Annotated in this window: 12 protein-coding genes; 3 read left to right on the forward strand and 9 right to left on the reverse strand. The window is 61.5% G+C overall.

Features of this window, described 5'->3' with window-relative positions; all coding sequences use genetic code 11:
- Positions 1–4: 4 nt before the first annotated feature.
- Positions 5–1330 carry a CpaE/TadZ family protein gene (locus ABFX19_RS00040; RefSeq protein ID WP_346027074.1) on the reverse strand — a complete coding sequence of 442 codons (1326 nt, stop codon included), beginning with the start codon at positions 1328–1330 and terminating at the stop codon, positions 5–7.
- On the reverse strand, positions 1327–1980 hold the full coding sequence (locus ABFX19_RS00045; RefSeq protein ID WP_277358353.1) for an SAF domain-containing protein: 654 nt from the start codon (positions 1978–1980) through the stop codon (positions 1327–1329). Before ABFX19_RS00045 ends, ABFX19_RS00040 begins: the two co-directional genes overlap by 4 nt.
- Before the next feature lie 210 nt (positions 1981–2190).
- On the opposite strand from ABFX19_RS00045, the gene ABFX19_RS00050 reads away from it, so the two are divergent.
- Positions 2191–2418, forward strand: coding sequence for a helix-turn-helix domain-containing protein (locus ABFX19_RS00050; RefSeq protein WP_277358352.1), 228 nt, complete (start codon positions 2191–2193; stop codon positions 2416–2418).
- A gap of 57 nt (positions 2419–2475) precedes the next feature.
- Here the strand turns inward: ABFX19_RS00050 and ABFX19_RS00055 are convergent, their stop codons facing one another.
- Complete coding sequence (locus ABFX19_RS00055) at positions 2476–3024, reverse strand: hypothetical protein (protein WP_277358351.1); 549 nt, start codon at positions 3022–3024, stop codon at positions 2476–2478.
- Between the two features lie 135 nt (positions 3025–3159).
- Here ABFX19_RS00055 and ABFX19_RS00060 point away from each other — a divergent pair, with 135 nt between their 5' ends.
- The gene (locus ABFX19_RS00060; protein ID WP_346027075.1) at positions 3160–3903 is read left to right on the forward strand and encodes a LysM peptidoglycan-binding domain-containing protein; all 744 of its coding nucleotides are present in this window, start codon (positions 3160–3162) and stop codon (positions 3901–3903) included.
- Positions 3904–3917: 14 nt separating this feature from the next.
- Entirely contained in the window at positions 3918–4463 is a 546-nt protein-coding gene (locus tag ABFX19_RS00065) for an Rv3235 family protein (protein WP_277358349.1), read from the forward strand.
- A 31-nt stretch (positions 4464–4494) separates the two neighbouring features.
- Here ABFX19_RS00065 and secA read toward each other — a convergent pair whose 3' ends face one another.
- From secA to mtrB, 6 genes are all read right to left on the reverse strand, one after another.
- On the reverse strand, positions 4495–7233 hold the full coding sequence (gene secA, locus ABFX19_RS00070; RefSeq protein ID WP_277358348.1) for a preprotein translocase subunit SecA: 2739 nt from the start codon (positions 7231–7233) through the stop codon (positions 4495–4497).
- A gap of 75 nt (positions 7234–7308) precedes the next feature.
- On the reverse strand, positions 7309–8532 hold the full coding sequence (locus ABFX19_RS00075) for a winged helix-turn-helix domain-containing protein (protein WP_346027076.1): 1224 nt from the start codon (positions 8530–8532) through the stop codon (positions 7309–7311).
- Between the two features lie 28 nt (positions 8533–8560).
- A complete protein-coding gene (gene hpf / locus ABFX19_RS00080; RefSeq protein ID WP_277358346.1) occupies positions 8561–9286 on the reverse strand; it encodes a ribosome hibernation-promoting factor, HPF/YfiA family in 726 nt (241 codons plus the stop codon).
- Positions 9287–9396: 110 nt separating this feature from the next.
- Positions 9397–10164, reverse strand: coding sequence for a ComF family protein (locus tag ABFX19_RS00085; RefSeq protein WP_346027077.1), 768 nt, complete (start codon positions 10162–10164; stop codon positions 9397–9399).
- Positions 10165–10422: 258 nt separating this feature from the next.
- A complete protein-coding gene (locus tag ABFX19_RS00090) occupies positions 10423–12120 on the reverse strand; it encodes an LpqB family beta-propeller domain-containing protein (RefSeq protein WP_346027078.1) in 1698 nt (565 codons plus the stop codon).
- Positions 12117–13754: an MtrAB system histidine kinase MtrB gene (gene mtrB, locus ABFX19_RS00095; RefSeq protein ID WP_346027079.1), complete on the reverse strand. Its 1638-nt coding sequence runs from the start codon at positions 13752–13754 to the stop codon at positions 12117–12119. The genes ABFX19_RS00090 and mtrB overlap by 4 nt, the downstream gene beginning before the upstream one ends.
- Positions 13755–13833: the final 79 nt, after the last annotated feature.

The raw sequence follows: 13833 nt of genomic DNA on the forward strand, positions 1-13833 counted from the left end.
CCCCTTACTGTGGAAGCCTAACGCCGTTGCTGGAAAACTTCATTTCGTTGGAGGTTGGCCTAGTAGAGCCGCGCCGCCGTTGTTCAATCGGTGCATCAACCAGTGAGGCGATCGCCTGGCGAAGTGGTGAGGCTGCAGCCGCTTCCCGCAGCGTCGAACCCTTGAGAAGGGCGTCATCAGCAGCCTCGAAGTCGGCGGGCAGGAAAGTTGAAATAGGAACGGACGGACCAAAGCGTTCCCATGCCTCGCGAAGCTGTCGCTCGGGCGAACGGCCCACCGACGCTGCCCGTACTTTGTTGAACACGACCCGTGGCGTCAGTGTGGGCACCACTTCATCCAGCTCGGTCAACGCCCGCACAAGGCGGGGAACCCCAACCGAATCAGCGGATCCGATTGCATACACCTCGTCCGCCAGCTCAAGGCACCGCAGCGTCGCCCCGTTCCGGCGCGGGGCTAGGGTGTCGAAGCTCAATTCTTCATCCGCTTCGAGACCGAATGCACAGTCAATCACTATGAAATTGAACATCGAACGCGCAAGTGCCAGAACAAGGCCAAGCGCGGACGGTCTCACCTCCGCCCACCTATCAGCGCGGGTGACGCCGGTCAGGACAAAGAGTGCGTGCCCGTCGAGTGCCACTTTGGTGCAGATTCGCTCCAGCGCCGCTGCGTTGAGGACGCCCTGATCTGCAAGGCGACAGGCTTGGGCGATGCCCGCTGACTCATCCAGCAGTCCGAGGAACGCGGCAACGCTCGCGCCGTAGGTGTCGGCGTCGATGAGCAGGACGCGGGATCCTGTCGCAGCCAGTTCGGCTGCAACATTGACCGCTACCGTGGTGCGGCCCGGGGCACCGGTGGGGCCCCACGCAGCGAACACGATGCCGTTCCCATCTGGCTCGACTTCTTCGGACCGGGACGGCGCTTGGGGCGCCAGTGCACGTGAAGTATCCGCGAACGAACCGATCAGGCTTCCCGTGCGCTGTGATTCGAGATCCGCAACGGCGGCGGCAACCTCATCTGCCAGGACTACGGAGGGCGCAGAGGAGGCAAGATGCCGTACCCCGAGCGCACGCAGCCGTTCCCTTGCGTCGTCGTCGTCGGTCAAGGCAACGACGGCCACATCAGCGGTACGCAGGCGTTCCACCAGCGAGGCCGTGAGCTCTTCTGCATCGAAGGCGATGATTGCAGCCCGCGCGATCCCCGTCTGGCAAGCCGCAATCATGTCCGCGAATTCAGCGCAGCGCCGAACCACAGTGACTGGACCGCGAAGCTGTTCCAGACCGGGCACGCAGTCGCTGGCGGAACTTCCGAGCGTTACCACTGGGATACTCACTGCGCACCTGCATTAACGACGACGGCGATCCTCGCCTCATTGGACAGCGCATCAAGGAGCGCAGGAAGAGTCTCATCAGCGACCAGCACGAAAACGCGGGCAGAAGAGGTGGCTCCCAGCGCGGAGTCCTCCTCCGCGTAGTCATAGATCTCGGCACCTTCAAGCAGCAGCTCCGGAGCGCCGAAACCGTTGCCCTCGCCGCGTGGTGACACCCAGACGTCGACGCGGTCACCGGTGGCGGTTCCGGCGGGCAGCGGATCCTCGATGGTCAAACCTACCGGTTTACGGTCGAGGGCATCCGGCGCTCCTAGGCCGGAGGCAGGAAGCAGTTCTCCCGCAGAGATAAGCCTCAAAGCAACTGCGTTCTCCGGAAGGCCTTCACTGACCATTCTGTACGAATCCTCGACCTCCCCCAACCGCACCGGCACGATGCGGAAATCCTCTTCAGTGAGCTCCGAACCAACCGGCAAATCCCCTCGCGCGGCATAGATCGCGACAGTTTTGTTTGCACTTTCGACGAGCGCGATCACACCAACGACTGACACACACACGAGCAGTATCCCGACGAGAAGACGAGGGTCCTTCCACGACGGCTTCCGCAGACGGACCGGCGCTCCTGTGCTCGCTGGACTATCGATCTTGAGACTCACGTGTTGTTCCCCTGTTCCCCGCTCTTAACAATCATCTACGCAACTCGTCGACGGAGTCGCGCCCGAAGTAATTCTGTTGCAGTGTCCGAACAAATGGAAACCAAAAGGACAAATTGGCAGCAAACTGTGGATATCGAGATCCGAAGTGCTCAGGGGTGGCAAGATGGGACAGAAGGGTTTCCTGCGTGGAACGAAGGGAAGGCGGCTTTCGTGGCACAGAAACGGTTCATGACCCTGGCCGATGTAGGCGAGGTGCTCAATATCTCGTCGTCGCAGACTTACGCGTTGGTGCGCTCTGGTGAGCTTCCAGCCATCCAGGTTGGCGGCCGTGGGCAATGGCGGGTGGAGACTCAGGTACTCGAGGACTACATCGCACGCGCCTACCAGAGAACAGCAGCAAGCGTGAAGGACGGCATACATGTGGAGCAGGAACTTTAGGGAACCTGCTCCGCCGATGTTTGAGCGCGGTGCCTGCTGGGCACCGCGCTCAAACGGTCAACTCGAGGAGACCGCAGCGATTCCCGCAAAGGGAACAGCGTAGACGGCAGAAACGCTCGCCGATCGCCGCAGTTCACCGGGCAAAACCGCCGCAATCTCGAGAAAATCCTTACCCACCCGGTCGATGATTCCTTCGATCCGTGGGCTCCCCTCGACCCGGTGCACGATGACGCGTGCACGGTCCCTGGCGAGAGTTCGTAGGGCGGATCCAAGCCCCAGTCCTTCCCTTACGCGCGAAGTTCCAACGGCAACGTTGCGACCCAGGCCCCCGATAAGACTGATGGCGGTGAGGGGAACTATCACTTCCGCTGGGGCTTTGCTCAGGACGAGCCACTCCGAGCCGACGTGGGTCAACTCACCGTCAAATTTCCCCCCGCCTGACGTTTCCACCGTGAGAACGAAACCAAGCTGACCGCGGACGCGGTCAGCGATGGTCACTCCACCCTGTTCACGACGAACACGGTCCGCGACTTCAGCATCGCCGGCGATCCGCTCCGCAGCTTCCAGCTGCGCCTCAATGTCGTCAAAAAGTGCTGTCCAGCGCATCGGACCAGCCTACGGTCGATGAAATCATCGGGTCAACCAGTAGACATTCAACACGATCCACGATAGACAAGTCCTATCGAACACATCAAACTGCATCAAACTGCACCAAACGGAGTTGGAATGAAATCGACGTGGATGGAAACAGGATCAGTCCTTGCCATTCTGTTGCTCGGCAGCGCTTTGGCTTTCGGTGGGAAGACGCTGGCGGAGGCTCAGGCGCTCTCCACTACCGGGAGCGGTTTGTCGACAGTGGTGGGCGCGGGAGTCGCCATCCTTGGCGCATTGGTCCTGGCATGGTGGAGTCTCAGCTTCTGCTTCGCCATTCTGGCGGAGTTGCTTCGCCGGCAGGGCCGTCCACAAGCCGCGCAGCGGATCGGATCTCTTGCTCCGATCTTCATGCGGCGGGCGGCTTGCCTGGCTCTGGGTGTCAATCTGATCACGGTCCCGTGCGCACATGCTGGAACTGCCGTAGCTCCATTGTCATCCGCCGCTGTGCAGGCTTCCGCTGGGCAGGTTAACGGTGGGGAGGAGATCTCCAACCTGAACCCTCAATGGGTACCGGTTGAAGCACCACAAGTACTCAAACCTTCCTGGCAACCAAGCGCGCAACCCACCGCTGGAGGCCTGCTGGTCAAAGACCCGCGCGACAGTGGGTCTGCCCCAGGTGCGGGACCGGAAGAAATGGTGGTGCAGCCAGGCGACTCGCTGTGGAGCCTGACTGCCCGGCATCTGGGTCCGGCAGCCTCGGACGCGAAAGTAGCCGAGATCTGGCCGCATTGGTATGCGGCGAACAGGGACGTTATCGGAGACAACCCGGAGCTGCTTCTGCCCGGACAGATACTCCATCCGCCAATGGGTGCTTCACCGGCATCGAAATGAAACGAGGAAACCACGTGAGCGCCATCTCCCATCTGCCCACCACCGCCGACGTTGCGCCCCTTGCGAAGGTAAGCGGCGCGCCGCGCCCTCTCCTGCTCCATGACCCAACGGCCCTTGGCCGGACAGATGAAGCAACGGTACTTTCGCTTCCGCGGCCGCCTGCCCCGATGCCGAGCCCGGAACCGGTGATCCCGGACGAGCTCGAGACCCTGGCCAGGAAGGTCGCCCGGGGTGCCCTCGAGGTTCTCGGCGGAACGAGACCGCTGCAGCAGATGGCAAGGATGCTCGACGCGCGCAGCTATGAGCGTCTTCAGCTGCGTTCCAATCTGGTTCGCAGCATCGAACAAACGCGAGGATCCGCATCTGGCGGAAGAACCGGTAGCAGCGCCTCACGCCTTCATCGCAACGTCCTCATTCGAAGCGTGCGCATTTGCCCGATCACTGCCTCAATTTTCGAAGTTTCAGTTGTCGCAGCAGAGCAACAACGCGCCAGGGCAATCGCCCTGCGGATCGAGCGCTGGCGTGGCCAGTGGCGCGTCACCGAACTTCAAATCGGATGACGTCCTCCGATTTGGCACCACCGCCAAACGGCTACTTGCGGCGGCGCTTGGCAGCAGCGCGCTGTTCCGCCCGACCGCCCTTAGCGGAGTCATCATCAGCCTCGCTGCGCCGTCTTTCGACCCGGGTCTCCACGCCACCCTGAGCGTTGGGTGATGTGAACGCCAGGCTGGCAGGGCGCTCAGGTTCCTCAAGACCTGCAGCCTTGATTGTCGGGGTGTCCACCAGCCCGCGGCCATCTGCCACGCCAGGCAGTCCCGACCGCTGTGCCGGCGCTACTTCAACCTCAAGGTTGAAGATGTAGCCGATGCTCTCCTCGCGAATGGCTTCCATCATCGCCTGGAACAGTACGAATCCCTCACGTTGGTACTCCACGAGCGGATCGCGCTGTGCCATGGCACGCAGACCGATGCCTTCCTTCAGATAATCCATCTCGTAGAGATGCTCCTGCCACTTCCTGCCAATGACAGACAGGACAACGCGGCGCTCCAACTCCCGCATGGACTTCTCGCCGAGCGACTCTTCACGCTGCTTGTAGGCGACCTTCGCATCGGAGAGAATCTCGGCGTGCAGGAAATCGCGGGTGATTTTCGACTTACTGCCGGCTTCCTCAACTACCTCGTCGATAGTGAGACTGATCGGATAGAGCGTTTTGAGGTTGGTCCAGAGGAGCTCGTAGTCCCAGTCGTCGCCGTGGCCCTGTGCGGTCGCCTCATCCACCATCGCCGTGACTACGTCTTCGAGGAAGTGCTCCACCTTCTCGTGCAGGTCATCGCCCTCCAGGATGCGCCGGCGGTCGCTGTAGATTGCCTCACGCTGCCGGTTCAGGACGTCGTCGTATTTCAGGACGTTCTTTCGCTGCTCCGCGTTGCGTCCCTCCACCTGGCCCTGGGCGTTCTCAATCGCCTTGGAGACCAACTTCGATTCCAGCGCAACGTCATCAGGCATCGATGAACTGTTCATGATCCGCTCCGCAGCGCCGGAGTTGAACAAGCGCATCAGATCATCGGTGAGGGAGAGATAGAAACGAGACGCTCCGGGATCGCCCTGACGACCGGAGCGGCCCCTCAGCTGGTTGTCGATACGCCGGGATTCGTGCCGTTCCGTTCCGAGCACATAGAGCCCCCCGAGATCCCGGACTTCCTCCTGCTCTGCCTCCACCGCGTCTTTTGCCGCGGCGAGAGCGTTAGGCCATTCAGCCTCGTATTCCTCTGGGTTCTCCGCCGGATGCAGGCCCTTTTTCTCGAGAGCGGCCACCGCGTTGAACTCGGCATTACCACCGAGCATGATGTCCGTACCGCGACCGGCCATATTGGTTGCCACCGTCACCGCAGCCTTGCGGCCCGCCTGCGCGACGATCGAGGCCTCACGGGCATGGTTCTTCGCGTTCAGTACCTCGTGCCGGATGCCCGCCTTGGCGAGTTGCTTGGAGAGGTACTCGCTCTTCTCAACCGACGTTGTACCCACCAACACCGGCTGTCCCTTTTCGTGCCGCTCCACGATGTCCTTGACGACGGCATCAAACTTCGCAATCTCATTCTTGTAAATCAGGTCCGAGCGGTCCTCGCGAATCATGGACCGGTTGGTGGGAATGGGCACAACGCCCAGCTTGTAAGTTCCCATGAACTCAGCGGCTTCCGTCTCCGCAGTGCCGGTCATGCCCGACAGCTTGTTGTACAGGCGGAAGTAGTTCTGCAGTGTGACCGTCGCGAGGGTCTGGTTCTCCGCCTTGATCTCAACGCCTTCTTTGGCCTCGATCGCCTGGTGCATTCCCTCGTTGTAGCGCCGACCGGCAAGCATTCGACCCGTATGTTCATCGACAATCATGACCTCGCCGTTCAAAACGACGTAGTCCTTGTCCCGCTTGAAAAGTTCCTTCGCCTTGATCGCATTGTTCAGGAAGCCGATCAGCGGCGTATTGGCTGATTCGTAGAGGTTGTGAATGCCGAGGTAGTCCTCAACCTTCTCAATGCCGCTCTCAAGAACACCGACGGTGCGCTTCTTCTCGTCAACTTCATAATCCGTATCCCGAGTGAGGCGGGTAACCACCTTGGAGAACTCGGTATACCACCGGTTCACATCACCCGAGGCCTGCCCGGAAATAATCAGCGGCGTCCGCGCCTCATCGATCAGGATCGAGTCAACCTCATCGACGATCGCGAAGTTGTGTCCACGCTGGACCAGTTCGCCGGCGCTCCAGGCCATGTTGTCGCGGAGGTAGTCGAATCCGAACTCATTGTTTGTGCCATAGGTGATGTCCGATGCGTACTGTGCGCGCCGGGTGGCAGGATCCTGCTTGGACAGGATGCAGCCGCAGCTCAATCCAAGGAAACGGAAAACCCGGCCCATCAGGTCGGACTGGTACTCGGCCAGGTAGTCGTTTGTGGTGACGATGTGGACGCCCTTGCCGGTGAGAGCGTTCAGGTAAGCCGGCGCGGTGGCGACGAGGGTCTTCCCTTCACCGGTCTTCATTTCGGCGATGTTGCCCAGATGGAGCGCAGCGCCTCCCATCAGCTGAACGTCGAAATGACGAAGCCCCAGTGTGCGCCCGGCCGCTTCCCGCACGGCAGCGAATGCCTCGGGCAGGAGCGCCTCCAGGGTTTCCCCGTCCTCGTAGCGCTTCTTCAGCTTATCGGTCTCCCCGCGCAATTCCTCGTCGCTGAGGGCGCGGAACTCATCTTCGAGGACGTTGATCGCGTCGGCGTAGTTGCGGAGTTGCTTCAGTGTCTTCTTATCGCCGGTACGAAGGACTCGTTCAAGAAGTGATGGCACTGGTTTTTGCTCCCAATCTAGGTACGCCGTTTCCTGGCGAATTCAGTCTACGTGAGAGACGTACCGTCCCTCGATTTAGTTCCCCGCGTATTCCTCGGCCATCTGCGCAGCCAGCTGGGCCGACAGGTTTCCTCGCGGTTCCACGATCAGCTCGTCCAGTCCCAGCCATCCGGCCATGAGAACGAGTTCCGCCGCCAGTTCGACGGCGGTGTCCGCGGGCATCGACGGCTCACCATGCGCCGCTCTCACCAGCAGCTGCCCCTGCGCCCGGTCCGCCTTGAGGTCCACCCGAGCAGCCATGCAATCACGAAGAAGGAACGGCAACACGTAGTAGCCATACGTCCGCTTCTCAGCCGGCGTGTAGATCTCGATGCGGTAGTGGAAGCCGAACAGCGATTCAAGCCTCCGCCGTTCAAAGACCAATGAGTCGAAAGGACTCAGCAATGCCCTTCCGGTGGCAGCCCGTGGAAGAACAGATCCGGCATAGCGGTAGGCGGGCTGCTTCCACGTCGCAACCGATACAGGAATCAGTGTTCCGCGCTGCACCAGCACATGGACGGCGGTTGTCGCGGCTTTCACGGGAATACGAAAATAATCTGCCAGACATCGGGTGGTACCGATTCCCAGTGCCCGGGCTGCGCGCTCCGTCAGGTGAAGGTAGGCATCTGCTGGGGGTATGTCGAGGTTGGCAAGAGCCGGATCAGGCATCACCTTTTCTGTCAGTGCGTAGCGCCGCTCGAACTGCGCAGTCCGTCCTGCGGACGAGATGAGCCCCTGCTGAAAGAGGTCCTCAAGCACCCTTTTTGCGGAGCTCCAGTTCCAGCCCCACTGGCCCGTTCTCTTCTGCTCGGAATGGCCGATGCGGTCCTGTACCTCGGCCGCGGTGAGTGGGCGGCTTGCGCTTAGCAGCTCGAGGATGCGGTTACTGAGGACCTGCCGCACTTCAGTGGGCAGCGAGGATGCACTCGCCCATTTTCGGCTCTGGGTGCTGACGAGGTAGGGAAAGAGTTCAGGGAGGACGAGGCTCGCCTCGTGGGCCCAGTACTCCACCAGACGCCGGGGCGCACGGGACGAAAGCCGATCCAGCAGCGTGCGGTCGTAGGGTCCGAGCCGTGCGAACAGCGGCAGGTAGTGGCTGCGGGAGAGCACGTTCACGGAGTCGATCTGCAGAAGTTGCAGCTGGGCAAGGATACGGCCCACCTCCCGCGTTCCCGGGGTATTGGTGGGCCGTTCCCGTGCCAGTCCCTGCGCCTCCAGTGCGATCCGACGTGCCTGGAGGAGAGTCAGGGAGGAGGTCATTGTTCGATCATAGATTCCCGCTCAGACGCTAAGCGGTTGCCGACTCACGTGAACGGTAAGCGACAAGTTCCTCATGCGGGTCTTCCGGCCCGTCCGCGCATTTCGAATCGAGAGTGATCACTCCGTAGGTCCACCCCTGACGACGATAGACGACCGAAGGCGCCCCTGTCTGTGAGTCAACGAAAAGATAGAAAGCGTGCCCGACAAGTTCCATATTGTCGACGGCATCATCAAGGCTCATCGGAACTCCCGAGAAGACCTTGCGGCGAATCAGTACCGGCGAATCGCCAGCGGGGATGTCGCTTTCAACCTCGTACCCGGTCTGATCAGCTGCTTGAGCTGGATCGCTGCCCGTGTGGTTGGAAGAAGCCGCGTAGATCGGTTGTTCCGTGCTGGCGGGTTCAAGGGTGGCAGTCGCTTCCCGGACTGCGACGGGTGTGTGCCTTCCATGGTGCACCTTGCGCCGGTCCCTGGCCCTGCGCAGTCTCTCCAGCAGCTTGCTGTACGCCAGATCGAAGGCTGCGAACTTGTCCGCAGCCGACGCCTCGGCCCTGATCACAGGACCCTTTTGCATCACGGTGAGCTCCACGGTGAGTGCGCTGTCTGCCTGGCGCGCGTTCGGCTCCTTCGTTACCTTCGCGTCCAGCCTCTGGACCTTGTCCCCCAGTTGTTCGATTTTGTCGATCTTCTCTTCCGCATATTCCCGGAACCGGTCAGAAACAGCGAGGTTTCGTCCGTTGATCATGAATTCCATAGTGCCCTCCAAAATCGCTCAGGTGACACAACAGCGGCCGAGGATCCGCTCCTTCCAGCCGCTGTCGATGGGTAACTGTCTTCGTTGTGATACCCATACTTCACGGTAGTTCACCCGTTGTTTGAATTCACCCCTACCCACCGGTTTTTTTCGGCGGGTTCGCTGGGAGGTACCTTCGAGACCGCTGGGAGGACCGCCGTCGTCGTTGCATCCTTCCCGCTCGGGGCCGGCGTGGCCGCGATAACGACGGCGCCTGCCACCACCGCGCCGGAGGCGCGCAGCACGCGCACGGTTTCGGCGATGGTGGCTCCTGTTGTCAGAACATCGTCCACAACGATGCAGGGCCGGGCGATTCCGACGTTCCGCGTTGCGGGCGCAGCTTCCATACTGCCGAGGAGGTTTTGTCGCCGGCCCCGTTTGCCGAGGGCCTTCTGTGACAGGCCGCCTGAGATCCGCGTCCACAGTAGTGCCGGTCGAATACTGATGCGTACCGCGGGAGCGATGGTGGTTCCTGCCGGCAACTCGCGGCGCCTGGAGAGTCCACCAAGCAGCAGGGTCAGCGGATCGTAACCGCGACGCCGGATCGACGCTGCGCGGGCAGGAACCGGGACCAGCAGCACCTCCGGCGAATCAGGGCAAAGCGTCCATCTGGCGTCATGCAGCGCTCCGGCGAGGGCGGCCTGCAACCACCGGGCAATGTCCGTGTGACCGTGATTCTTGAAAGCGAGCAGGGCTGCGGACACCGCCTTCGCGTACTGCCCGGCCGCAATGACCGGAAGCGGTGAGAACCCGTCAGCTCCGCCCGCCGCAACCGCCGTCTGCGCGCCTTCGGATTCGGGCAGGCCCTCCGCGCCCTGGTCAGCCCGAAAAGGCCGCACGGTTGCGCATCTTAGAACTGCCGCGCAATCGGGACAGAGGGAGCTGTCAGGGCGCTCGCAGACCACGCACTCCGTCGGAAAGATCAGGGACCAGAACTCCCGCAACGCACCCACAGCTCTGTTCCAACCGGGATGCAGCCTTACCCGGTCAAGGCTGCGCGCAATATCTTCTTGCCACATTGCTACACCGTGCCATGGACCAAGCAACCAGGCTACGCTTCTGGACGGCACTGTGGATAACGCGGTTAAACAGGGCGATCAGCCTGCGAACGACGGGTCCCGGGCTACGACACCCTGGTCTGTCCAGGCATTACCGACGACGCCGAAGATACTGGTGCCGCTTTGAGCGAACACATTGGTGCTTCCTGTGCCAGCGCTCAGGTGTTCGAGCCCTTCGAGCGGAGAGTATTCATCGATGTTGGCTGCAAAAGGAATCAATGTGGCGGTAACCGCCCCCTCGCTGGCGGTATCAGCGACGACGACGGATGTTTCCGTTACCCATTTCGCTGTGTCTATGGCTCCGGTGGGGTTCAGCGAGATGGGATCGCTCAACGCCTGGGGCACTCCGTCCTCGCTCCTGCTCACACCGGACAGCAGCAATTGACTCTTACCCGATTGCTGCGCCACAATGAGCGCCCTCGCGCCGTCGCGCGAGATACGGATCTCGCTGATCGTGCGGTTACCCAGCCAAGCGGTGAGAACCTCGATGGCGTTGCCGGCGCTTCCGCCCGGCGGAACAGCACGGACATAGGACCGCCCTCCCGCGGTGCCTGCCGTCCAGATCCAGTTGGCAGGATCATAACTGGGGTGGGTGAGATTTGACCCGGTAACGACCGTCCGGACATTCTGTCGAAGACCGGTCGCCATGAGTTCCGTCCGGTCACCGTTGAGGAAGGCGAAATTCCTCGTGTCATAGGACATGGCGGGGTCGACCGGGTCGAACTCCGAGACGGAGGGGACGCCGTCCTCCGTCGTGAGCTGACCGCCCTGGAAGAAGGCAAGCTCGTTGTCGCTGATCACTACCTGTTGGCTCGGCACAGCCGGGTCCTGCTTGGGAAGAACCAGGTCCGGATCAATATCGATGTCAATGGGTTGCCCTGCCCTCAGTTCCACCGAATTGACTGTATTAAGGCCGGTAAGGGTGACCCTCAACTGCTGTTCCATCTGTTGACGCCGCAAATTGTCGGCAGCCGTCAGGATGTCCTGGGTGAAATCGATGGTCGCGGTGCCGGATTCAATCGGCACCGATTCCACGGCCAGTGCTGCGTTTTCGGGGAATGCGCTGGTCACTGCGCCCTGCAGATACGGCGCTGGTCCGTCGATGAGCGACTGCACGATATTGGTGGCAATACCCTGGCGGTTCACGAACCACCGGACATCGGGAACCCAGTACTGGTAACTACTGCTGTAGAAGTACAGCTCATGCGGTTGCAGGAAGCCCTCGGCGTCCGTGGCGGAAATCATGATCCCGCTCGGTATCTCCGCGACGCGCCACTGACCCTGAACCTGTTCCAACCGGACAGTGATCGATTCCGTGGTGCCCGCTGCCACATTGCGACGAATACCCGATGCGTCGATATAGGCCGCTACCTCGAGCTGAAGCTGCAGCTCACCTTCGGTCGGCGTCGAACTGATCTTGAAGTCCGAGCGGTAGATGGTGATTTCCTCTTCGGGCTCCCATGTCTCTGCCAGGGCCGGAGTGAGAAAGGACCGCGCCACACTGTAGTTGTCGGAGACGCCGATTCCGGCAAAAAGAAAACCGTCGAGGATCTGAGCCGCGCTTGCACCCTCTCTGGGCGGCGGCGGATCGTTAACGAATCGGGAATCCAACTCAGTCTCGGCCGTGGCCTCGATTGTGCCAACCGGTCCTGCTTTGGGGATGGACGAACACGCACTCAGCAGCGCGATGAGCAGGATCAGTATGCTGACCCGCTGCAAGCGGGGCCACGCGTTCATCGCTCGCCGTCCGCACCATGAAGGGTAGGAACGGCGTCCGGTGTCGTGGGAGATACCGCCGGACCTGGTGGGAGCGCAGCCTGCCGCGGGGGTAAGGGCAATGGTGAAACCTTGAGCACGGAGTCCCGCCGCTTGGGCAGGGTAAGACGGAAGCAGGAGCCCTCCCCCGGAGATCCCCAGGCCTGAAGCCAGGCGCCGTGCAACCGCGCATCCTCGGTTGCAATCGAAAGCCCCAGACCGCTTCCGCCCGTAGTGCGGGCCCGTGCGGGGTCCGCACGCCAGAAGCGGTCGAACACCCGCGCAGCGTCGAGCGGAGTCATGCCGATTCCGTGGTCCCTTACTGCCACTGCCACGGCATCCGGGTTCGATGCTATGTAGATATTGATGGGCTTCCCTTCGCCATGCTCGAGGGCGTTGACAACGAGGTTGCGCAAGATGCGGTCGATGCGTCGAGGGTCAGCGTCTACGACGCACTTTGTCTCGTTCGAGATCACAGTGATCTCGGACTTATGGCTCTCGGCGAGCGGGCGTGCTCCGTCAATGACGTGGTGGACGAGCTGGAAGATATCAGTGGCCTCAGCGTCCAGCACAGCCACCCCCGCATCGAAGCGTGAAACTTCCAGGAGATCGGCGAGCAGCGACTGGAACCGCTCCACCTGGTTGTACAGAATCTCGGCCGAGCGCCGGTTGACCGGATCGAAGTCCTCCCGCGCCTCGTGGAGGACCTCGGCGGCCATGCGAACCGTGGTCAGAGGAGTCCGTAGCTCATGCGATACATCTGACACGAACCGCTGCTGCATCTGGGAGAGCTGAGCCAGCTGGGTGATCTGGTCCTGCAGGCTGGCTGCCATGTGATTGAAGGAGGCACCAAGCCGGGCTACCTCATCCTCACCCTGGGTCTCCATGCGTTCCTGCAGCTGACCCGCTGCCAGCTTCTCGGATACCAGCGCAGCGTGGCTGACCGGCCCGACCACGCTTCTCGTGACGAGCCAGACGATTGCGCCGATGGTTACCAGCAAGAGGGTTCCGCCGATCCACGTGACCCCGTGGATGTAATCAAGGGTGGCCTGCATGGATGAGAGGTCGTAAATCAGATACAGCGAATATTCTGTCTGATCCGGAGGAAGAGTGACTTTGGTTCCGAAAGCGATACCCGGCACGTCGAACTCGGCGCCCGAGGCGGACGTCGCAAGGGTGATCGGCGACCAGTACTGGGCATCCCCGTTCTGGACGGCTTCCGCGAGCTCTTCAGGGATAGCGGAGGACTCCACCAGGTTTGAACTTGCAAACGGCGAAACGAAGATAGGGCCTTCCTGGTCGGGAACGCTCTTGAGCGAATACTGCCGGGGAGCGTCAGCGCCACCGCCCTCCAGACTGGGGAGCGTGTCGCGGACGAGCTGCGCGGTCGACTCACGATCAGTGACCGAGGTCTGTGCGAAAATCTGCTTGACCTCGCTCAGGCCGGCGCTTGCCTCAGCCTTGAACTGCTCCAACCTCTCCTGGTAGAGGCCGTTCGCAATCTGGCTGGAGAGGAACGCTCCAACGGCCACCAGCGCGACGGCGGTGAGCACCAGGGTGGAGGTCACGGTCCTGAACAGCAGTGACTGCCGCCAGCGCCTTGCGGTTTGCGCCATGATGGACTGAATCCATCCCCATCCCCGCGCGGCACCACTTGACGCCGAGCTGAGGGATTGGGCTACACGCCATTCCAAA

The organism is Arthrobacter parietis, from assembly GCF_039530425.1.
Taxonomy (GTDB): domain Bacteria; phylum Actinomycetota; class Actinomycetes; order Actinomycetales; family Micrococcaceae; genus Arthrobacter_D; species Arthrobacter_D parietis.